Here is a 20,961-nt window from a genome sequence, read left to right on the forward strand (position 1 = left end):
TTCGCAGAATTCAAGCCAGCATAAGCTGTCTTGCCGCCACTGCGCGGCGCATTATACCGGCACCCCATGGCTTGAAAATCAAATGTCTCCTTCGGAGCCGCTTGATTTTCTGCGCACATGGTATAATATGCACATACTCGTGGCAGAAAACGGCCGAATGGCCATCCATACCATGATTGAACTATAATCATGGTATAATGATTCTGCATTCGCAGAATTCAAGCCAGCATAAGCTGTCTTGCCGCCACTGTGTGGCGCATTATACCGGCACCCCATGGCTTGAAAATCAAATGTCTCCTTCGGAGCCGCTTGATTTTCTGCGCACATGGTATAATGATTCTGCCAAGCCATTAAATTCGTCGGCGGGAGTTTGAAAATGAAAAAATATAATAATTTTGATCTTCATTTTGTTTTTGATTTAAAAAATAAAAACATTCAATTTTTGCATGCGGAGTATATACACCCTCTGAAACAGGACCTGGTCCAGGAACTCCAGAAGGATTTTCTGAGAGATAAAAATGTAAAGGCGGCTATTGCGTTTGGCAGCGGCGTGGAATTTCGCTGTAACAGTTACAGCGATCTTGATTTATGCCTTGAACGGTATGATTCGGAGAAAGCGTTTCACTATGAAGCGGGAGGGGAAGATTCTGTCATAGATGTGCTCTATGCGGATCAAATCGGGGAGAGGCTGAAAAAAGAAATCGAGGAAAAGGGTATTGTAGTATATGACAGGGAGGGAAGGTATGTGTGATATCAGATTTTTCAGGCGGGCATATCTGGATTACCGGGCTGCTGTGAATTTATGGAATGTCCCTGAAAATGACGAAGCCTATATGAATGCGGTGGCGTATCATCTTCAACAGGCTGTGGAGAAGACTTTGAAAGCATTTCTGGAATGTATCGGTGAGACGGTTCCCAATACGCATGATATAGATAAGCTGGTCCGCATGTCAAAAAACAATGGCTCTCAGGTATTTCTCACCGAATGGATAGAGGAGAAAGCGGATATGCTGACTCGCTGGGAGACGGATACTCGTTATGATGTAGACTATTGCGTGGAACGTGCAAAGGTACAGATCGGGATTTTGGAAGTAAAGCGTTTTCTGGAGATAAACGGACTGAAAGAGGATTTGCGGGAAGAATTGAAATCTGATGAGGTGAGAAGTAAGCTGCTTTCGTTTTTCCCGAAAAAATATCGGCCTGAAAATGATTTTGAATGGAACTGTCTGTATCAGATATATCACAGAAAATTGGCCAGTGACGGGGAAATCATTTAGAATAAAGGCCCCCATATAGCAGAACTTCAAGGACAGGACATAAAATAAATATGAGGAGGATGAAAGAAAATGAAATGTGCAGCATGTGGAACAGAACTGCCGGCAGGGGCATCCATGTGTCCTCAGTGTGGCAGACCAGTGGAGGCAGTGAAACTGAGATGTATGTCATGTGGCGCGGAATTGCCGGAAGGGGCTTTGCTTTGTCCTCAGTGCGGCAGAGTAGTGGAGACAGCGGATGTAGTCAGGCAGCAGGCGGCGTCCAGACAGCTGACCAAAAAGGAGTTCTATGAACTTCCCGGTATGAAGGCCTGCAGGAACAATATCAAGTCCTGCGCGGTTATTCTTTATGTGTGTGCTGCCATTACCACATTAGCGGCATTGTTCTGGGATGAGATTCCGCTGCTTTCGGTTGTGGACGGAGTTTCGTTGTTGCTGCTGGGATTGTGGCTGCAGCTGGGAAAGAGCAGGGTGGCCGCAATTTTGATAACGGTTTACGGGGGATACAATATGTTCGTGAGTTCGCTGAGTACGGGCACTCTCCGGGGCTGGTGGATTCCGCTGGCGGGTGTATGGGCCATTACCTATACGTTTAAATTTTATAAGCTGTGGAACAAGTATCGGAAGAGCGGAGCGCTTCCCCGGGATGCCATTTCCGAGTAAAGGCTGACGGAATCTATGTTTTGGGATAGGGTAACGTAAATCAGTATGTTTTTTCTGAATTATGAATACCTGGAACACTGGGTGAACGATGAGAGAATTCATGTGCTGTGGTGCGCCGGGCTGCTTCCCTGGCCGCTGACTCGGGAAGCGCTGGATGCATTCCTGGAGCGGGATGCGCGGGAATGGGGCGGCTTTGCCTATGTGGCCACGGAGGACGACGGAAAGCCGATAGGATTCTTCCTCTATTCCGCCAATGTGAAAGAGAATTCCGGTTTTCTGAAATTTATAGTGCTGGATCCGGAACTGCGGGGCAGAGGATACGGCGTGCGGATGATAAAGCTGGCCCTGAAATATGCCTTTGAGATTACGGGGGTGACGTCCGTGCAGCTGAATGTGTTCCAGGTCAATGCGGCAGCTATGCGATGTTATGAAAAGGCAGGGTTGAAGGTGCGTGCCGTGGAGGAAAATGCTTTTCGGTACCGGGAGGAGATATGGGCCAGATGTAATATGGTGATTGTGCGGTCATAGACAGTATGTTTAATTATATATTTGAAGGTCAGACTTTTGAAGGTCTGGCCTTTTTATTTGCACAAGGGCATCCAAATGAAGAAAGTCAGCGGATAAAGGACAGGCGTTATATTTGACAGAAAAGTTATTTTGTGACAGTTTACGCGGCAATTCCGGTTTGCTATGATGATGGGAATATCAGCGGTCAGAATCGGCTTACACATTGGACATGCCGGAATGCGCGGTAAGCTTTCTACGGGTGCTGGAAAGGAGATTCCTATGACTTTTGAAGATATGGACAGGATTGTCTTTGCAGGGGATTCTGTGACAGACATGGGGAGTGACCAACCGGTGGGAGAGGGATTATTTGACAGTCTGGGCACAGTTTAACTGTCCGGCCATACCGAAATTCCAGGTGCTGCCTGAGGAATACGAGGAGAATGTAAAGGGTATTTTTCTACTGTCGCCCTATTTTATAGAGCCAAACCGTCAGGAAAAAATGCGTGCCAGGATGGATGAATATGTAGATATTTGCAGGAGGCATTGCGGCAGAATTGTAGCTGAAAGTGAAGATAAAGTATCAGCAGAAGCTGAAAATACGTAAAAATGCACAAGTGATATCTGACGGAAAGCAGGATTTGTGACAGTTTACACACAGATTTCCCTTTGCTATGATGTGTGTATAAACAGCGCGACAGTCAGCGTGTGATGCAAAGCTTTAAAGGGGAGTGCGAAAGGAGGAGAACAGGTGAGAGCAAAGAAGGAAAGGAAGGTTTCCATTTGGAAACTGATATGGAAGCAGAGGCAGATTCAGGCATTTGTCTGGGCAGGTCTGCTGTTTCTTCTGATTTTCAATTATATTCCCGTGTTTAACTTGAAAAGAGCCTCCTCTGCCGTCTCTTTGCTTTAAACTTGCCTTGCTGCCGTAACTTGGACATTATTGGCAGGCACCACCCGGTAAGTCCTTGCAGGAATCCGGCTTTTGGCCTGCAAATCAGATAATATTGCGAGGAGATATGAGGTATACTTGATTTTGAGATAGCACAATAATATAAGCAGGAATTATGCGATATATAATATTTATTGATTTTACTTATGAGATACAATATAGTATAATAAACAGGCTGAGAAAGGCAGCATTTATGCTGCTTCTGAAATCGGCACATGTTCAGAGGGAATTCCAGGAGAAGTCCTGGCACTGTCCGGGCATGTATGGAATTAAAAAAAGCTCTGTCGCAGACCGGCAGAGGAATGGAGGAAATAATGGTAAAAGCAATCGTAGGGGCCAACTGGGGTGACGAGGGAAAAGGTAAGATTACCGACATGATGGCACAGGAAGCAGATATTGTCGTAAGGTTTCAGGGAGGCGCAAACGCCGGACATACTATTGTAAATGATTATGGAAAATTTGCACTGCACACACTTCCTTCCGGTGTGTTTTACAGTCATATTACGAATATCATCGGTAATGGAGTGGCATTGAATATTCCGCTGCTGTTCGGGGAGATTCAGTCCATTGTGGACAGAAATGTGCCGGCACCGAAGCTTCTGGTGTCGGACCGGGCACAGATTGTCATGCCCTATCATATTCTGTTTGATCAGTATGAGGAGGAGAGACTGGGCGGAAAGTCCTTTGGCTCCACAAAGTCTGGCATCGCGCCCTTTTATTCCGATAAATACGCGAAGATCGGCTTCCAGGTCAGCGAGCTTTTTGACGAGGAGCTGCTGGAAGAGAAGACGGTGCGTATCTGTGAGATGAAGAATGTGCTGCTGGAGCATCTTTATCATAAACCTGTGATTGACCCGAAGGAGCTGCTGAACACGCTGCATGAGTATAGAGATATGGTGGCGCCCTATGTATGCGATGTGTCGGCTTTCCTGGCCAGGGCGTTAAAGGAGGGACAGACAGTACTGCTGGAAGGACAGCTGGGGACTTTGAAGGACCCGGACCACGGTATATATCCCATGGTGACTTCGTCTTCCACACTGGCCGCATTCGGCGCCATAGGCGCGGGGCTGCCGCCCTATGAGATCAGAGAGATTGTGACAGTCTGCAAGGCATATTCTTCCGCGGTGGGGGCAGGTGCCTTTGTGTCCGAGCTGTTCGGAGACGCGGCGGAGGAGCTGCGCCGTCGGGGCGGTGACGGCGGAGAGTACGGCGCGACCACAGGACGTCCCAGACGTGTGGGTTGGTTTGACTGTGTGGCATCGAAATACGGCTGCCGCCTGCAGGGAGCCACGGATGTGGCCTTTACTGTTCTGGATGTATTGGGATATCTGGATGAGATTCCGGTGTGCGTGGGCTATGAAATCGACGGCGAAGTCACCACAGATTTTCCGGTGACCAGCAGACTGGAGAGGGCAAAACCGGTGCTGAAGACACTGCCGGGATGGAAGTGTGATATCAGAGGTATTAGAAAATACGAGGATTTGCCGGAAAACTGTCGGAATTATATCGAGTTTATTGAGAGTCAGATTGAATATCCCATTACAATGGTCAGCAATGGACCCGGGCGGGATGATATCATTTACAGAGAGTCTGCTCTGAAGAATTAACATGATTGGAAATCTGGAATATTTTAAAGTATTTTATTATACTGCCAGGCTGGGAAGCGTTACGGGAGCCGCAGGCGTGCTGTCGCTGTCCCAGCCTGCGGTGAGCCAGTCGCTGAAGGCGCTGGAGAGGAATCTGGGGGTGTCTTTGTTTCAGCGGGAAGCCAGAGGAGTCAGGCTGACCGCGGAGGGGCAGCTTCTGTATTCTTATGTGGAAAAAGGATATGAACAGATCGAGTGTGGAGTGGAGAAAGTGACTGCCATGCTGAATCTGGAGCTGGGAGAGGTGCATATCGGCGCCAGCGATATGACGCTGCGCTTCTATCTGCTGCCTTTTCTGGAGAAATTTCATGAACGTTTCCCGGGCATCAAGGTGATTGTGGCCAACGCGCCCACACCGGAGACACTGAGGCTTCTGCGGGCGGGGAAAATCGATTTCGGCGTGGTGAGCACTCCTTTTGAGCAGGGAACGGACATTCAGGGAGACCCGGTGCGGGAGATTGAAGATATCTTTGTGGCGGGAAGGCGCTTTATTTCTTATAAGAATAAAATGCTGGACCTGCAGGAACTGGAAGACCTGCCCATGATTTTCCTGGAGGGAAATACCAGTACACGAAGCTATATGAACACCTATTTATCAGGGAATGGTATTGTGCTGCAGCCGGAATTTGAACTGTCCACCAGCGATATGATTGTCCAGTTTGCACTGCGGAATCTGGGAATCGGCTGTGTGGTGAGAGATTTCGCACAGGAGGCATTGGAAGCGGGACTGCTTTTTGAGCTTCGCTTTAATAAAATGATACCCAAAAGGGAATTCTGCGTAGTGACAGGCCGCAGAACGCCGCTTTCCGCGGCGGCGGGGAAGCTGCTTCAGATAATGAGAGAGGATGAGAAGAATGATTCGTAATATTATATTTGATATCGGTAATGTACTGACGGATTTTCGTTGGAAGGAATTTCTGGAGGATAAAGGATTTGACGAAGAAATGGTGGGGCGTATTGCCCGGGCATCTGTGCTGAATCCACTCTGGAACGAGATTGACAGAGGGGTGTGGGAGGAAGAAAAGTTATTGCGGGAATTCGTCAAAATGGATCCGGAGATTGAAGCGGAGATTCGCAGGGCTTACGGCAATGTCAACGGTATGGTGACAAAGAGAGAGTATGCTGTTCCATGGATAAAGGAACTGAAGGCCAAAGGGTACAGAGTCTATTATTTGTCCAACTTTTCTTACAAGGCTTATGTGGAGTGCCGGGATGCTTTGGATTTTCTGCCATATACGGACGGAGGGATTCTGTCTTATCAGGAGAAAGTGGTTAAGCCGGATCCGGAGATTTACAGGCGTCTGCTTTACAGATATTCTCTGAAGGCGGAAGAGAGTGTATTTATTGACGATACGAAGGTGAATGTGGAAGCGGCCGAAGGGCTGGGACTGCATGGCATCTGTTTTCAGACCAGAGAGCAGGCACTGAAAGAGCTGCAGGCGCTGGGAGTGCAGAGCTGAATGGATACCTGGCAGGTGCCTTATCAATTCCGGCCATTGGTCCGGATGACAGTGAGCACAGAGGATACGATCAGGAAGAGCAGGAGGAATGGTTATGAATTCCCGGATTACGATTCGCGAAGCAATTACGGAATCTGAGACTGCCGTCTTCTGGAAGCGGCTTTACGATTATTTCACGGAAGATATTTTCAGGGATCCGGAGGATGAAGACAGAGAATACTTTTTCGGTGAAGAGTATCACAGGCAGATACAGAATCTTCATGACAGGCCGCGGAATCGGTGTCATTACCTGTTCTTTCATCGAGACGGACAGGACATCGGATTTGCCATGCCTGTCATTTATACCGAGGAGGATGGTAAGTGCTTCATCATGGAATTCTGTGTCTATCCGGAGTTTCGGGGCGATGGAACCGGCAGGAAATGCGTCACAGCGCTTCTGGAATGGGTGGAGGAAAATGGCGGGCTCTATGCGGAGCTGAACTATGGCGGCGACTGCCGTCGTCGTCATTTCTGGGAAGGTGTCGGTTTTCTGGAAAACGGTGTGGACGAGTGGGGAGAACCACTTATGCTTCTGCCTCCGAAAGCGGAGGTCCCCATAACAGTCGAGGTCCTTGCCGACCCGGAGGACTGGCAGCTCAAAAAGCTGGAAAATGGATTTTTGAGAGAAATCGGCGAACCGACATTGACAGAGGAGAGACAGTGGCAGCTGGCGCAGGCCATCCGGGAAGGGAAAATCACTTTTTTCGTGGCAAAGCGCGGCTGTCGCGCCGTGGGAATGTGCAGTGTGGCAAAATGCTTTTCCACATTCACCTGTTCCGAGGTGGCTGTGTTTGAGGATTTTTATATCGAGCCGGTGTTCCGCGGGAAAGGCGCGGCGCGGCAGCTGACCCGGTCCGCCCGGGAATGGTGCCGGGAGAACGGGATAGCGAGTATCACTGTCTGCTGCGCGCCCTGTGACGAGGAAATGTATCAAGCCCTTGGCTTTGACACCCCTCTGGGTATTACGCTGGCACATTTATGCTGATCCGCAGAAGTTCAGACAGTTCCGTCTCAGTTAAAATCCCCGTTCCATACAGGCATATTTGTGAGATATTCTGCCAAAACGGCGGGAACATAATAAGCGCCGTAATCCTTCAGACCGTCTTCCTGCTCCTGTTCGGGCAGCTCTACATAAAAGCGATAGTAAGGCATAAAGTATTCCTCATATTTTCCGCTTCGATATACAAGATCCACTCCGGCGATATATTCCTGACCGGGCATGCTGCAGGGAACCGTGGTGATGTAATTCCCGTTCAGCAGCAGGTCTGTCGCTTCTTCTGCGGAGATAATGGGGTAATCCCCCACTTTATCGGACAGATTGGGCCGGAAGACTCTGGCCATATAAAATTTCCCCTCATCATTACAATAAAAGGCCACCCGATTGAAATGATAGTTGAGAATCTGCTCTGTGAGACTTCCCTCCGTCTCGAAAAACGTAATGTGATACATTTGCTGACGGTAGATATTGTAATCGCCGCCGTAAATGTTCATCTGAGGCTTTTCCATGGCAATCAGATCAGGATACGTTTCCAGCAGATATCCGGCCACGGCCAGGATGTCATCATAGGAGGAGTCATGGGTAAAGCGGCAGCCTTCCGGCAGTGAGATGGCAGGTTCAAAGGTGATGGTGGCAGTCATGGATACATCCACTTCGATTTTGATACCGTTTTGTTCTGCGATAATTGCTGTGGGATTGAAATACCCCTCCGGCACCTTCCCCTCAAACTTCTCCGTGATAATGGCCTGCTCCCCGGCATCAGGAGTATTGTCTGTGATTTCCAGTGTGTCCGTATTCATGGAAAGCCGGGTGGCAATTTCCAGCAGAAAGCTTTCCATGGCGTCAAAATCTGTACCGGATACAAGAAAGTCTGTATCATGGGACAGGGCGTTCCGATAGACAGGAAGAGAGGACAATTCCGTGTCTTCATTCCAGGGATTGGCGTCAGTCAGATCGGATATATCATAGGCCATATAGCCTTCATAGCCCATGGATTCGCTGGTGCTCTCAGAGACAGTGAGCATGGGGAGGTCGGATGGAGTGTCAGTACCACTTTCCACAGGATGGATATACCGTATTCCGGCCCAAACAGCCAAAACGGCACATGCCGCCAATGCGCCCCATCTGAACCATGGAGTTCTGCCGCCAGCGCCTTTTGAAGGCGCGGCTTCTGCAATGTACTTTTCGTCGGCTTCTCCCAGCGCAAGTAAAATGCGTTCTTCTTTTAACATGCCTTTCTTTTTTGAAATCTGGTTTTCTTCTGAAATCTGCTTTTCTTTTAAAATCTGCTCTTCCTTCATAAGACAATACCTTCCTTCTCCAAAAGGGTTCTCAGCTCATTCCGCGTTCGAAACAGCGTCATCTTTACTTTGCTCTCACTGACATGGAGATCAGCCGCAATTTCTCTGACGGAACACAGATACCAGTAGCGCTGCATAAAGATTTTCCGCGTTTCTGACTTAAGAGAAGCAAGAAAGCGGTTGAGGATATCCGTCAGCACCAGACCATCCACAATCTGCTCCACAGAATCGGCAGCGGGAATGCAGTCCTGCAGTTCCTCCAGAGCAAGTATGGTCTGGCCGCGGCCTCTCTTCCTGGCAGTATGGTGCTGATACCTGCTCAGAGACAGATTGCGGGTGATTTTGCCGAGAAAGGCGGATAAGCGTTCCGGACGATGGGGCGGTATGCTGTTCCATGCCTTCAGCCAGGTTTCACTGACACATTCTTCGCTGTCTTCGGCGTTGCGCAGTATGTTGTATGCGATAAAATGACAGTATTTTCCATATTTTTTCGTGGTTTCCGAGATGGCACTTTCCGAGCGCGCCCAATATAAATCCAGAATCTGTTTATCGTCCATGGGTTTCTCCTTTCCGCAGGGCAGCAGGACTTTTACAGGAAATGAGGGGTTCTACTATAATACACGGCAAATGGCCTCTTCCGGTCACAGTTTTTCCTGATATCTGTGAAAAATTTCAACGGCCGGCCGAAGTGCTGCTCAACAGACAGATAAGTCATTTCATATAGGCAGCTTTGAATGCCTTTATAGTAATAATACCGCAGTGAGGCGGGAATTTCCAGGGCTGTGAAGGATGCCGTTAAGAATTGTTTAGATTTAACGGTATATTTTTTTAGAATCGGGCGTTATCTTTATAGGAAGCAAACTGTGAGAGGAGGTTTCTGAATGATATTACGGAAACGAGGTATTTTGCTGGCAGGCCTTCTGGCGTTGGGGATGACGGCCTGCGGCAGTAAAACAGAGGGAGAGGATCGTCTGGCGTCGGATAAGGTTTATATTCCTCAGTTTATTGATTTTAAACTGGATGCAGATTCTCTGGCGGCCGGGTGTGCGGACGGACAGAATCTGTATGTGGCAGCGGAAAAGAATGAGACTGTGCCTGTGGAGGGAGCAAGGAACAGAGATGAGAAGGTAATTCCGGACAAGGGCCTTTACCGTATTCCATTAAACGGCAAAGATGCGGTAAGACTGGAACAATATCAGCCGATTTCCCTTCCTGAAGGCATGGAGGGCTATATAAATATACAGGAGCTTTCCGCAGGAGAGAATGGTACTCTTTGGGTGACGGAAAATATGTACACATATACTTTTCAGCTTCCTGAGGGGTTCAATGAAGAGACAGATGACAAATGGCAATACCAGAGTGAAATTCAGGAAACCACAGTCCGGCGGCAGCTGGATTCTTCGGGAAAAGAACTGAAGCGGGTGGATATCAGTGGACTGGCACAGAAGCTGAATGTGGATTCCGTGAACAGTACAACATTTGACAGAGAGGGAAATATCTATGCTGTTACGGAAAAGCAGATATTTGCTTTGTCTCCGGAATTGCAGGTGCTCTTTACTGTGGAAGGTGAAAATCTGTATAACAGGCTGATCCTTCTGGGGGATGGAAATATGGGTTTGATCTCATCTTCCTATGATGAAACAACACAGACTTCCAATAATGTAATGCGAACCATTGATGGAAAGACTAAGAACTGGGGAAAGGAGTACCCGATGCCTCTTAATGTGTATGATGTCTGGTCAGGCAGCGGAGAATATCTGTTTTATTTTCAGAACGGAGACTCTGTATACGGTTATAAAGCCGGTAACGCAGAAGGTGAAAAACTGTTTTCCTGGGTGGATTCAGACATCGACAGAGATGAAATCAACTTCTGGTTTCCGATGGCGGATAGTCGGATAGCGGCAGTGAGTAGGAAATGGGATAATGATAAGGCAAAATATGAACTGATTCTGCTGACTGCCACAGACAGGACTACTCTGCCGGAGAAAACTATTCTTACCTATGCCACGATGGGACTGGACTGGAATATGAGAAAGAGAATTATTGCGTTTAACAAGTCCAGTGAAAAATATCGTATTGAAATCAGAGAATACGGCCAGATGAATACCGGAGCCGATAATTCTGCAGGACTTACAAAGCTGAATATGGATTTGTCCACAGGAAATGCGCCTGATCTGCTGGATATGGGAGCTTTGCCCATACGGCAGTACAGCGCGAAGGGACTTTTGGAAGATTTATGGCCCTATATTGAAAAGGACCGGGAAATTGGCAGAGAGCGGCTGATGGAAAAGGTGTTCCAGGCGGCGGAACAAGATGGAAAGCTATACCAGATATTTGAGACCTTTGCCATTCAGACCGTGGCAGGAGCGAAGGATGTTGTGGGAGATCGAAAAAGCTGGACGCTGGCGGAACTCCAGGCAGCAAAAGCTCAAATGCCGGAGGGCTGTGCGGTTTTCGGACAGTATGATACAAAAGAGAGTATGCTCCAGACGGTTCTGCTCCAGAATATGAATCATTTTGTGGACTGGAATAATGGAAAATGCAGTTTTGACAGTGACAGTTTTAAAGCATTGCTGGAATTCTGCAACAGTTTTCCCGGGAACAAGGAGATACAGCAGGTTCAGGATGAGGATTATGAAAGCGAAGCTTCTCGCATTATAAATAAGAAACAGATGCTGGCACAGTTTACTCTGTACGATTTAGGCTGGACATATCAGGAGTATAAAGCGGCATTTGGAGGAGATTTCTCTCTGGTGGGTTATCCAAGGGAGGATGGCAGTGTGGGCAGCAGCTTTATTCACAGCAGCGGTCTGGCTATGTCCTCCGGATGTAAGGATAAAGAGGGGGCGTGGTCCTTTATGCGTCAGTTGCTGCTGCCCGGACTGAATGATGAGAATAACTATGCCGGCATGTTCCGTACGAATAAAACGGATTTTGAGTACCAGATCAAAAACGCTATGACTCCTGAATATCAGGTGGATGAAAATGGGAACCAGGTTCTGGACGAGAACGGAAAGCCGATTCCTCTGCCATTGGGAAGTATGTGGATTTCGGATGATCAGGAAATTAAGCTTCCACGACCTTCGCAGGATGATTATGACAGATTTATGGAATTATATAATGCCATAGATTCTGAAAATTACAGCGATGAGAATATTACTAAAATAATTACGGAAGAGACCGCAGCTTATTTTGCGGGAGACAGGAGTCTGGATGATATTGTCAGGCAGATTCAGAGCAGAGTAAGCCTGTATGTGAGCGAGAACAGATAACGAGGCGAGGCAGTGCCGGTCTGTAAACAGGATGAAGCCGGTGAAAAAGAAAAGGAGAGGAACATGAATAGTATAGGGTTGGAATCTGTATCAGAGAACAGAGTGAATATGGACAGAACAGTAAATAAAATAAAACCTGGAAGCGGCTGGGAAAAGGCGGGAAAAACATATGTGTGTGAGGCAAAAAGTCAGGAAAAGCGAGAGAAATTTATGTCGAAAAACGGAGATACACTGGAGCTAAGTGCAGTCGGGAAAAAAATATCAGATTCTGTTTTAATGGGATATTCAAAAGTTAAGCTGAAACAGCTATATAGTAATCAGAAGATCTCAAAACAGCAGTATGATCGTATTATTAAAAGACAGGATATACAAGAATGAATAGCAGAGACGATTTTAGGTTTGTTTAAATGTTGTTCAGGATTCATTAAGGTTCCTCTGAGATAATGAATATATCAAAGGAAATTGCTTTGAATTCGAAGAGGAAGGAGGAAAAGAGGTTGGCAGGTGCCTTTATTACCTGTTCAGATACATGAAAAAATGGAAGGAGAAAAACATATGAAACAGAATAAAAAAATGAAAGCAATTGTAAAGAAGGGAACAATATTGTGCATAGCAGGTGCAATGGCCTTATCCATAACAGCCTGCGGAGGTGGAAGAAGAGCAACCTCTCAGAACAATAAGCCGGGAATAACTCAGTCCGTTGGAAAAGATGCAGAGGATAAAAAAGCTGGAAATCTGGGCGCCAACAGGAAGCCGGAGACAGGAAACGATCAGAAACAGCCGGAGACAGGCGCCAACAGGAAGCCGGAGACAGGAAACGATCAGAAACAGCCGGAGACAGGCGCCGACAGGAAGCCGGAGACAGGAAACGACCAGAAACAGCCGGAGACAGGAATCGATAAGGAACAGAATATCGAAGGAAAGGAAAAAGAAGAGAAGAAGGACGACAAGAGCGCATCAGGAAAGCGGGACAAAAAGGATAAGAAAAGCACTGCGAAAGATACGGCTGGAACTAGGTTGGCGGATAAGAAAGGCGCCACAGGAAAGAAAAACGGCTGATGTAAGGGGCGGACTGTTTTCCTGTGGACAGTCCGCTTTTTACCTGGACAGAAACGACCTTATTTGTTATGCTTTCAGTGTGGGGAACGGGGCTGTTGATCTTATTTAAAAATATTTGAACTGGGAACGGGGGACTGATATATGAGCAAAGAATGTGTATTGATTGTTGAAGATGATGTGGATATCCGGGAGGGGGTGCGTATTCTTCTGGAGAGTGAGGATTACGTAGTGGAAGAGGCAGAAAACGGGAAACAAGGGTTGGAACTGCTGAAGGAAGAGACGGATCTGGTGATTCTGGATGTGATGATGCCTGGAATGTCGGGACTCAGGACTTGTGAGGAGATCAGGAAGGTTTCCAATGTTCCTGTGCTTTTTCTGACGGCGAAGGCACAGGAGTCTGATAAGCTGATCGGACTGATGGCAGGAGGAGACGATTATCTGCCAAAGCCGTTTTCCTATGCGGAGCTTCTGGGAAGGGTAAAGGCGCTGCTTCGTCGGTATAATATATACATGGGCAGGAATCTTCCACAGAGTGAGAGCAGGGAAATGTACCTGGAAAAGAGCGGTATTCGGATACACGAAACATTTAATGAGGTTTTTGTCAATGGTGTGGAAAAAGAAGTATCAGATATCGAGTACCATATTTTGCTTCTGATGATGCAGCATCCCGGAAAAATATTCTCGGCGCAGAATCTGTATGAAAGTGTCTGGGAAGAACCGTATTTCTATTCCTGTAATGCCACGGTTATGGTTCACATCAGAAAGCTTCGGGTGAAGATAGAAAAAGATCCGCAAAACCCCAGATACATCAGGACAGTGTGGGGAAAGGGGTATAAATTTGAACCGGATACGAAGTAAAATAAATTCTATGTATTTTCTTCTGCTCAGACTGCTGACAGGAGCGGCAGCGGCAGCGTTTCTCTTTTTCTGGGGATTAAATAATATCGGGACATATATTGTTGACAGGTTTTATGATTCAAATTATGTCACTCGAAGAGAACTGGCCTATGTTGAAAAACTTCAGCGCTATATTGATGAGAAAGAACTGGATTCCAGAAATGCAGGAGCATTGAATTCCTGGGTTAAAAAGCAGAAAATGATTTCTGTCCAGATTTATAAAGACGACATTCTGATTTTTGATTCAGAATATCCGGAACAGGTATTATGGGACGAAGATATTGCCTTGAATGAGTATGTATGGGAAAATTATTATACTGTTACTTTTTCTGACGGGTCGGCGAGGGTAAGCATCTGGGGAACCTATGCCTATCAGCTTTATAACTATGTCTTACTGGCAGCGGTGGCAGTTTCCTTTTTGCTTTTTCTGGCGTTAGTGCTTTTGGGCATACGTACAAAAATGAATTATATACTGCTCTTAAATGACGAGATCAAGATATTGGAAAGCGGGAGTCTGGATTATAAAATTACGGTAAAAGGTAAGGATGAACTTGCAGCGTTGGCAGAAGGCCTGGATTGTATGCGTGAGTCATTCCGTAATCTGATTGACAGTGAAGCGAAGATCATGAATGAGAACCGGAAAATTATAACTGAAATGTCCCATGATCTGCGTACACCTGTGACCTCCATTATGCTGTATACGGAAATTCTGAAAAAGGGAAAGTACAAAAGCGAGGAGCAGCTGACGGAATATCTTGAGAAAATAGACAGGAAAGCCTGCCGAATGAAGCAGCTGACAGATCATCTTTTTGAGTATTCCCTGGTGACAGGAGAAACGGAGATTGTTCTGGAGGAAGCGGAAACCTTTGAGGTGCTGTTTTATGATCTGATTTCGGAGAGCTGCAGTTATCTGCAGCAGAAGGGTTTTCGGACGGAAGTGACGGTGGAATGGATCGGAAGGAAGACAATTGTCTGCACAGACTACATTATCAGGATGATGGACAATATTGTTTCTAATATTATAAAATATGCCGATATGGAAGTACCGGTAGTCGTCTGTTCTGTTTGCGAGGGAAACATGGCTGGTTTTGCATTTGAAAATGCTGTGCGGAAAGACGGTGATAAGGCAGAGAGCACCTGTGTGGGAATACAGAGTATAAAAAGTATGATGGTGAAAATGAACGGAAGCTGCAGGGTACGGCAGGGGCAGGAACAGTTTAGGATAGAACTTCTTTTTCCTCTGCTTTAAAAATATTGGATTACTTCTATCGGTGGGAGATTTACTGTTTCGTCGGCGATGGTGTATCGGACATGCCCTGTATGAGCGATGAATATCCTGCGGATGAAGTGAAAGCAGAACTTCAGTCTTCCTGCTGAGAAGCCGTTGTCTCACTCTTCGCCGGGTCTCCCGGTGCTGCTTTGCCGGTGAGCCTGCCATACACCCAGCTGTAAATCCAGATGAGCAGGGGAATGATAAAGGTACCTGCCAGACAGACGCGGAACCACTGTGCCGAAGCGGAGTTGTCCACAATGGCGGCGATCAGGGTAATGACATAGAGAAGGGCCAGCAAAACCACGCCCACAATGGCCACAAGCTGTCGGGAAGTCATTTTCTTTTTCACTGATTTTTCGGTCTGCTTCATAGGAAACCTCACTTTTATTCTGTATTTTGGATATGTCTGGCCAAAAGGCAGCACACTTTTTTAAAATTTTTCGTATCTATCATTGCATATTCTCCGGTGAAAGTCAATAACTATGCCGGGGATGCATTGCTAAAGAACAGAGATTTTAAAGGATATGCGGCGGGGGCGCTGGAACTGTTGCTGAAGCATGCGTTTGAGGATATGGGAGCGGAGGCGGTTCACAATTATTTTGAGGCGGAGCGCAGTGCCGCGGTCAGGGCACATCTGAAGGCCGGTTTTACCATTTACCAACGGGAGAACGGAATAATCAGGCTGTTGATTTCCAGAGAGCAGTACATCAAATGATTGCAGATGTTTTTCGAATTGTGATATAATAAAACCAGTATCTGGCGGCTGATTCAGGAAATCGGGATATCTTAATTGAATGGCCGGTGCCCCACTGCAGGTGGGGTGCTTTCGGAAATGATACATGGCATATTTTGAGAAAGAGAGCGAACATTTTCAGGATGAAAGGAGTAAGTCATGTCGGATAGAGAGCAAAAGGATTTTGAGGAAGATGACAGAGAGGTCACAGAAACGGATGTGTTTGCAGCAGAACTGATACTGAACGGGACGGACCGGATCAGGAAGATGGCGGAAGCCGGAGATGCACAGGCACAGGATAAGCTGGGCGACTGCTATAAGCGCGGCTATGGGGTGAAACAGGATTGGACGAAAGCTGTGGAATGGTACAAAAAGTCCGCCGCCCAGGGAAATGCCGCCGCGCAGCGAAGCCTGGGCTATTGCTATGATTACGGAGAAGGGATAGAGCAGGATAAGGAAAAAGCCTTTTACTGGTATGAGAAAGCCGCGGAGGGCGGCGATGTGGACGCTGTTCGGAACCTTGGAAATTGCTACTACTTTGCCCAGGGCGTGGAACAGGATTTTGACAAAGCTGCTTATTGGTACGAGAAGGCGGCGAAGGAGGGACACCCGGATGCGGAGAACAGCCTGGGATTCTGTTATCAGCTGGGAAGAGGTGTCCCGCAGGATTTCATGAAAGCTGTAGAGTGGTACCGGAAAGCCGCTGACCATGGAGATGCGGTGGCTTTGTATAACCTGGGGCTCTGCTATTCCGGCGGAAAGGGAGTGGAGCAAAGCTACGAGAAGTCGGTGGAATATTTCCGGAAGGCAGCGATAAAAGGCTGGGGCAATGCTCAGTACAATCTGGGTGTGTGCTATGAGCTCGGCGAGGGAATAGAGCAGGACTATGACCAGGCGATTTACTGGTACAAAGAGGCTGCCAGCCAGAACTATTCCAATGCTCAAAATGCAATCGGGAACTGTTATGCCGATGGCATGGGTGTCCAACAGGATTTCGTGAAAGCCGTGGAATGGTACCGGAAGGCTGCCAGCCAGGGCGATGCCGACGGTCAGTCCAATCTCGGGCTCTGCTATCATGAAGGCAAGGGTGTGAAGCAGGACTACGCTCAGGCCATAGAATGGTTTCGGAAGGCGGCAGAACAGGAGGATGCCAACGCCCAGTACAATCTGGGCTGTCACTATGAGAACGGCCTTGGGGTGGAGAAGGATGACGCAAAAGCCATAGCCTGGTATCTGAAGGCCGGTGAGCAGGGACACTGCCTGGCCCAGTATAGTCTGGGCTTTGCCTATGAACACGGTCAGGGTGTGAAAAAGAGTTTTGCAAAAGCGGCGGAATGGTATCTGAAAGCTGCGCAACAGGGAGATACAGATTCTCAGTACAGCCTGGGCTGGTGCTATGAAATGGGCAAGGGTGTGGAGCAGGATTATGCTCAGGCTGCAGAATGGTTCCGGAAGGCTGCGGAAAAGGAACAGAAGGATGCGTTATATCATCTGGGAAAATTTTATGAGAATGGCCAGGGTGTGGATAAGGACTATGATAAAACGGCGGAATATTTTGAGAGGGCTGCTCTGCAGGGGCATGCTACAGCGCAGTTCAGCCTGGGCTATTATTACGAGGCCGGCAGAGGTGTGGAACAGAGCTATGAAAAAGCCATGGAATGGTATCTGAAAGCAGCGGAACAGGGGGAAGTGGATGCACAGTATAACCTGGCTGTTTTATATAAAAACGGTACAGGAGTAAAGCAGGATTTCCGTATGGCAGCCATGTGGTACGGAAAGGCAGCGGAACAGGAGGATGATCAGGCGCAGTACATGCTGGGACTTCTTTATGAAAGGGGGCTTGGCGTAGAACAGGATGACGAAAAAGCGGCGGAATGGTACCGGAAATCTGCAGAGCAGGGCAATGCCAACGGACAGTACAATCTGGGCCGTTGTTACAGCGTAGGTATGGGGACAGATCAGGATTCCGGGCAGATGGCAGCGTGGTATCTGAAGGCGGCAGAGAACGGTCATGCGGACGCGCAGAATCTGATAGGCCGTTGTTACTTCAGGGGAGAAGTGCTGGAAAAGGATGGCACAAAAGCGGCAGAGTGGTTTCTGAAATCCGCGAAACAGGGTAACACAGAGGCCCAGACCAACCTTGGTCTCTGCTATGCTTACGGACTGGGTGTGGAGAAGGACGAGAAACAGGCGGTTAAATGGTACACAAAAGCGGCAGAACAGGGAGATATGGCAGCACAGTTTAATTTGGGTGTTTTCTGCGAGATGGGCTTCGGTGTGAGACAGAGCGCCAACAAGGCCGTCAGCTGGTACTCCAAAGCTGCCGCGCAGGGCCATGAGAAGGCGCAGGCCGCTCTGATGCGTCTGGGCTGTCAGTGAGCCTGTATTACAGGGATACATAGAGAAGCATAGAATTCCGGTGCAGATTTCTTCGGCTCGGATATAAAAACAGGAATAAAGGAGTGTGTACAAATGTTTCATTTATTTGGAAAAAAGGGAGGATCTTCGGAGGAGCAGCTGGCAGAATGCTGTCGGAAGAGAGACTGGGCAGGGCTGGTAAAGGTTTATTATCGAATGGGTGTGGAGGCTATGGAAGCCGGGAACCCATATCAGGCGCAGCTGTGGCTGAGCCGGGCGGATACCATTTACAGTGCTGATGATTCGATTTACAAGAAGGTCGGTGAGAAGCTGATGGACGACTGCTCCGACCGCATCGGGCAGCTGGAGGATATATCTACGCTGTACAATGATTTACCTGCGCAGATAGAAGGCATGGCAGCGAACCTGAACGATGTAAAGATTCGGATTTGGGGTCTGCTGTCCCTGGCCAGGCTTGTGAAGCTGGGAGAACGGCTGGCTTCTCTTCCCGGCTGTGAGGTTTTTGGAAAGCTGGGCTGGGCGGTGGATATGGTACTGAAGTCTTTTCAGGAACCGCTTTCGGAAGAAACATTCAGGGGATTGCAGGATTTGTGCGGAGAGCTTTATGAGTTGGGTGACAGCCCGGCGTTCTGGGGAGAAGGGAATGAGATTGCCGTCCCTGGCCAGGCACCATTCCAGGTTTTTGACTTTAATGGAATGATGGGAGTACATCTGGAGATTGATGCCTATCTGGACAGCCATCTGAAAATGATGAGTGCACTGGGACAGGGAGAGGAACCGGGTGCGCCTCAGACAGGAATCATCGTGGGAGCACTGCTGCCGGATTATTATGTGAGGACAGGGGCGGACATTCTGACAGATGTTCCCGGAATAAAAGCCGAGCTGGATCGCATTTGGGGCGATTATGAATTTATCGTAGGCGCAGACATTTCATGGGAACTGGTGAGCCGGAAGGTTGCGGAATATAAGGAAACAGAGGTTCCGGTATAAAAATACCAGGAAGATTCTGACGACGGAGAGGGGCCGGTTCCATCACGAGAGAAAGCTCTGCGGAACCCGTCAAATTACCTCCAGCTCATAAAGGGCCATGGACCTGCCGTTGGGATAATCTATAATGTCGACGATTTTAAAGCCTGTCTTCAGATAGATTTTCCTGACGGCCTGCTCATCCAATGCAGTATCCAGACGAATGTAACGAATTTCCCGCTCCCGGCATTTCGCTCTGACGGCATCCACCACAAGCCTGGTCATACCCATGCCTGCGAAAGCGCGGCGTACGCACAGCTTGTGCAGATAGGCTGCTTCGAATGCCGGCGCATCCGGCCAGTATTCCGAATCCTTCCACTGCAGAAGAAACGCACAGGCAGTTTCGCCTTCGACGGTACCAATGCAGAAGTTTTCCGGAAGAACATCTTCTGTCAGCAGCTCTTCCGGTGTCAGCCACTCTTCAGGCCACACACGGTAGCCTTTCCGACGTCCCCAGAGGGCTACTTCCCGCATGACAGAAATCGCTTCCGGCATTTTGTTAGTTTGAATTTCCAGCTTCATGGGTTGCTCCTTTGCTGCGTTACACTGTTTTGCTCAGAGGGGTATTGAGAGATACCTGGTCCTGACACTACAGGTTGATGGTGACTTTATATTCATCATCAATAAGAATATAATTTGCATTATTTTTCTGAGCAAGTTCCAGCACTCTTGCATTCTCTTCCAACACGCGGTCCAAAGTGCAGTACTCGTCATCTAAACGATCTTCAATGATACTCGCATATTTTTTAATCTCACTGAAATGCGTTTGAATATATCTCTCACTCATAACAAGACAATAATACCTGATATCAGCCAGATACGCTTTCTCAAAATCCTTTTCCCAGTCAAATGGAATATAGCATCCTTCCACAATAAGATTCTGTCTGTTCTCTATGGCAGTCTTAATCATTTCACGGACAACAGGCCATAAATACTCCGTTAAATCACTGTCTTCACTCAAAGGCGTAAGGTCTGTTCTTCCACTGCGAATCAGACCCATTTTCAAATGGTCTATTGATAAATACGGATATTTATACTTTTCGAGCAGCTTCTGAGCAAGAACTGTCTTGCCGGTATGTGATGCACCTGTTATTAAAACAATCATTTTGAAATCCTTTCCTTTCTCTGAAATGTGCGGGAGGGCGCCTGTCCTTCCTGCTGTGGCCTGTGGTTCCTTATTTTTGGGATTTGGGCCTGTGCCTGGCAAGAAGATCGAACTGTGGTGTGAAAGGCTTTGGGCAGCCTTTAGATTGAAAACAGATTTCTCTGGCTGAGAACAGGTTAACATAATTCTGGCAGGATTGCAACAGATTTTTGATGGAGGGGCCTGCCGCCAGAGTCCGGGATTTCTGCAAGGACGAACGAGGGCCCTTACCCTAAAGCAGAGGGACGGCGGAGAAGGGGTGGGAGGCTCTTTCCTCGGCAGGGGTAACGCGCCGATGAACTAACTGCCAACAGAAACTAAGGAGCGAAAGCACCGCTCCTA

24 protein-coding genes are annotated in these 20,961 nt (G+C 47.9%); 19 read left to right on the forward strand and 5 right to left on the reverse strand.

From position 1 onward, the window contains the following. The 11 genes from NSB25_RS22865 to NSB25_RS22915 form a co-directional block, all read left to right on the forward strand. The coding region (locus tag NSB25_RS22865; RefSeq protein ID WP_257479318.1) for a hypothetical protein at positions 1–187 on the forward strand (187 nt) is incomplete at its 5' end. Between the two features lie 189 nt (positions 188–376). Further along, entirely contained in the window at positions 377–751 is a 375-nt protein-coding gene (locus NSB25_RS22870; RefSeq protein WP_103241735.1) for a porin family protein, read from the forward strand. Then, positions 744–1,277 carry a HEPN domain-containing protein gene (locus tag NSB25_RS22875; RefSeq protein ID WP_103241736.1) on the forward strand — a complete coding sequence of 178 codons (534 nt, stop codon included), beginning with the start codon at positions 744–746 and terminating at the stop codon, positions 1,275–1,277. The genes NSB25_RS22870 and NSB25_RS22875 overlap by 8 nt, the downstream gene beginning before the upstream one ends. A 69-nt stretch (positions 1,278–1,346) precedes the next feature. Next, positions 1,347–1,937: a zinc ribbon domain-containing protein gene (locus tag NSB25_RS22880; RefSeq protein WP_103241737.1), complete on the forward strand. Its 591-nt coding sequence runs from the start codon at positions 1,347–1,349 to the stop codon at positions 1,935–1,937. A 45-nt stretch (positions 1,938–1,982) separates the two neighbouring features. Beyond that, entirely contained in the window at positions 1,983–2,465 is a 483-nt protein-coding gene (locus NSB25_RS22885) for a GNAT family N-acetyltransferase (RefSeq protein WP_103241738.1), read from the forward strand. Between the two features lie 346 nt (positions 2,466–2,811). Then, positions 2,812–3,048: a hypothetical protein gene (locus NSB25_RS22890; protein WP_103241740.1), complete on the forward strand. Its 237-nt coding sequence runs from the start codon at positions 2,812–2,814 to the stop codon at positions 3,046–3,048. 144 nt (positions 3,049–3,192) lie between these two features. After that, complete coding sequence (locus NSB25_RS22895; protein ID WP_172455244.1) at positions 3,193–3,354, forward strand: hypothetical protein; 162 nt, start codon at positions 3,193–3,195, stop codon at positions 3,352–3,354. Positions 3,355–3,707: 353 nt separating this feature from the next. Continuing rightward, entirely contained in the window at positions 3,708–5,000 is a 1,293-nt protein-coding gene (locus NSB25_RS22900) for an adenylosuccinate synthase (protein WP_103241780.1), read from the forward strand. A 1-nt stretch (position 5,001) separates the two neighbouring features. Continuing rightward, positions 5,002–5,904 carry a LysR family transcriptional regulator gene (locus NSB25_RS22905; RefSeq protein WP_103241741.1) on the forward strand — a complete coding sequence of 301 codons (903 nt, stop codon included), beginning with the start codon at positions 5,002–5,004 and terminating at the stop codon, positions 5,902–5,904. Continuing rightward, the gene (locus NSB25_RS22910; protein ID WP_103241742.1) at positions 5,894–6,499 is read left to right on the forward strand and encodes an HAD family hydrolase; all 606 of its coding nucleotides are present in this window, start codon (positions 5,894–5,896) and stop codon (positions 6,497–6,499) included. Before NSB25_RS22905 ends, NSB25_RS22910 begins: the two co-directional genes overlap by 11 nt. 94 nt (positions 6,500–6,593) lie before the next feature. Further along, positions 6,594–7,523, forward strand: a complete 930-nt coding sequence (locus NSB25_RS22915; protein ID WP_172455245.1) for a GNAT family N-acetyltransferase — start codon at positions 6,594–6,596, stop codon at positions 7,521–7,523. A gap of 26 nt (positions 7,524–7,549) precedes the next feature. On the opposite strand, the gene NSB25_RS22920 is transcribed toward NSB25_RS22915, so the two are convergent. After that, the gene (locus NSB25_RS22920; RefSeq protein WP_103241744.1) at positions 7,550–8,836 is read right to left on the reverse strand and encodes a hypothetical protein; all 1,287 of its coding nucleotides are present in this window, start codon (positions 8,834–8,836) and stop codon (positions 7,550–7,552) included. After that, positions 8,833–9,393, reverse strand: coding sequence for an RNA polymerase sigma factor (locus tag NSB25_RS22925; protein ID WP_103241745.1), 561 nt, complete (start codon positions 9,391–9,393; stop codon positions 8,833–8,835). Before NSB25_RS22925 ends, NSB25_RS22920 begins: the two co-directional genes overlap by 4 nt. A 324-nt stretch (positions 9,394–9,717) precedes the next feature. On the opposite strand from NSB25_RS22925, the gene NSB25_RS22930 reads away from it, so the two are divergent. From NSB25_RS22930 to NSB25_RS22950, 5 genes are all read left to right on the forward strand, one after another. Continuing rightward, entirely contained in the window at positions 9,718–12,108 is a 2,391-nt protein-coding gene (locus NSB25_RS22930; protein ID WP_103241746.1) for an ABC transporter substrate-binding protein, read from the forward strand. A gap of 12 nt (positions 12,109–12,120) precedes the next feature. Then, positions 12,121–12,486 carry a hypothetical protein gene (locus tag NSB25_RS22935; protein ID WP_103241747.1) on the forward strand — a complete coding sequence of 122 codons (366 nt, stop codon included), beginning with the start codon at positions 12,121–12,123 and terminating at the stop codon, positions 12,484–12,486. 177 nt (positions 12,487–12,663) lie between these two features. Further along, positions 12,664–13,167 (forward strand): hypothetical protein, encoded by a 504-nt coding sequence (locus NSB25_RS22940; RefSeq protein WP_146040164.1) that lies wholly within the window; start codon positions 12,664–12,666, stop codon positions 13,165–13,167. Positions 13,168–13,308: 141 nt separating this feature from the next. Further along, positions 13,309–14,025: a response regulator transcription factor gene (locus tag NSB25_RS22945; RefSeq protein ID WP_103241749.1), complete on the forward strand. Its 717-nt coding sequence runs from the start codon at positions 13,309–13,311 to the stop codon at positions 14,023–14,025. Further along, positions 14,006–15,313, forward strand: coding sequence for a sensor histidine kinase (locus tag NSB25_RS22950; protein ID WP_242982578.1), 1,308 nt, complete (start codon positions 14,006–14,008; stop codon positions 15,311–15,313). Before NSB25_RS22945 ends, NSB25_RS22950 begins: the two co-directional genes overlap by 20 nt. A 112-nt stretch (positions 15,314–15,425) precedes the next feature. Here NSB25_RS22950 and NSB25_RS22955 read toward each other — a convergent pair whose 3' ends face one another. After that, on the reverse strand, positions 15,426–15,707 hold the full coding sequence (locus NSB25_RS22955; RefSeq protein WP_103241751.1) for a hypothetical protein: 282 nt from the start codon (positions 15,705–15,707) through the stop codon (positions 15,426–15,428). A gap of 96 nt (positions 15,708–15,803) precedes the next feature. On the opposite strand from NSB25_RS22955, the gene NSB25_RS22960 reads away from it, so the two are divergent. From NSB25_RS22960 to NSB25_RS22970, 3 genes are all read left to right on the forward strand, one after another. Continuing rightward, positions 15,804–16,052 carry a GNAT family protein gene (locus NSB25_RS22960; RefSeq protein WP_146040165.1) on the forward strand — a complete coding sequence of 83 codons (249 nt, stop codon included), beginning with the start codon at positions 15,804–15,806 and terminating at the stop codon, positions 16,050–16,052. Positions 16,053–16,229: 177 nt separating this feature from the next. Beyond that, positions 16,230–18,449: a tetratricopeptide repeat protein gene (locus NSB25_RS22965; RefSeq protein WP_103241753.1), complete on the forward strand. Its 2,220-nt coding sequence runs from the start codon at positions 16,230–16,232 to the stop codon at positions 18,447–18,449. Positions 18,450–18,542: 93 nt separating this feature from the next. Next, on the forward strand, positions 18,543–19,439 hold the full coding sequence (locus tag NSB25_RS22970; RefSeq protein ID WP_103241754.1) for a hypothetical protein: 897 nt from the start codon (positions 18,543–18,545) through the stop codon (positions 19,437–19,439). Positions 19,440–19,508: 69 nt separating this feature from the next. Here the strand turns inward: NSB25_RS22970 and NSB25_RS22975 are convergent, their stop codons facing one another. Continuing rightward, complete coding sequence (locus NSB25_RS22975; protein ID WP_103241755.1) at positions 19,509–19,997, reverse strand: GNAT family N-acetyltransferase; 489 nt, start codon at positions 19,995–19,997, stop codon at positions 19,509–19,511. Positions 19,998–20,064: 67 nt separating this feature from the next. After that, entirely contained in the window at positions 20,065–20,580 is a 516-nt protein-coding gene (locus NSB25_RS22980; protein WP_103241756.1) for an ATP-binding protein, read from the reverse strand. Positions 20,581–20,961: the final 381 nt, after the last annotated feature.

The organism is Acetatifactor muris (assembly GCF_024623325.1).
GTDB classification, from domain to species: domain Bacteria; phylum Bacillota; class Clostridia; order Lachnospirales; family Lachnospiraceae; genus Acetatifactor; species Acetatifactor muris.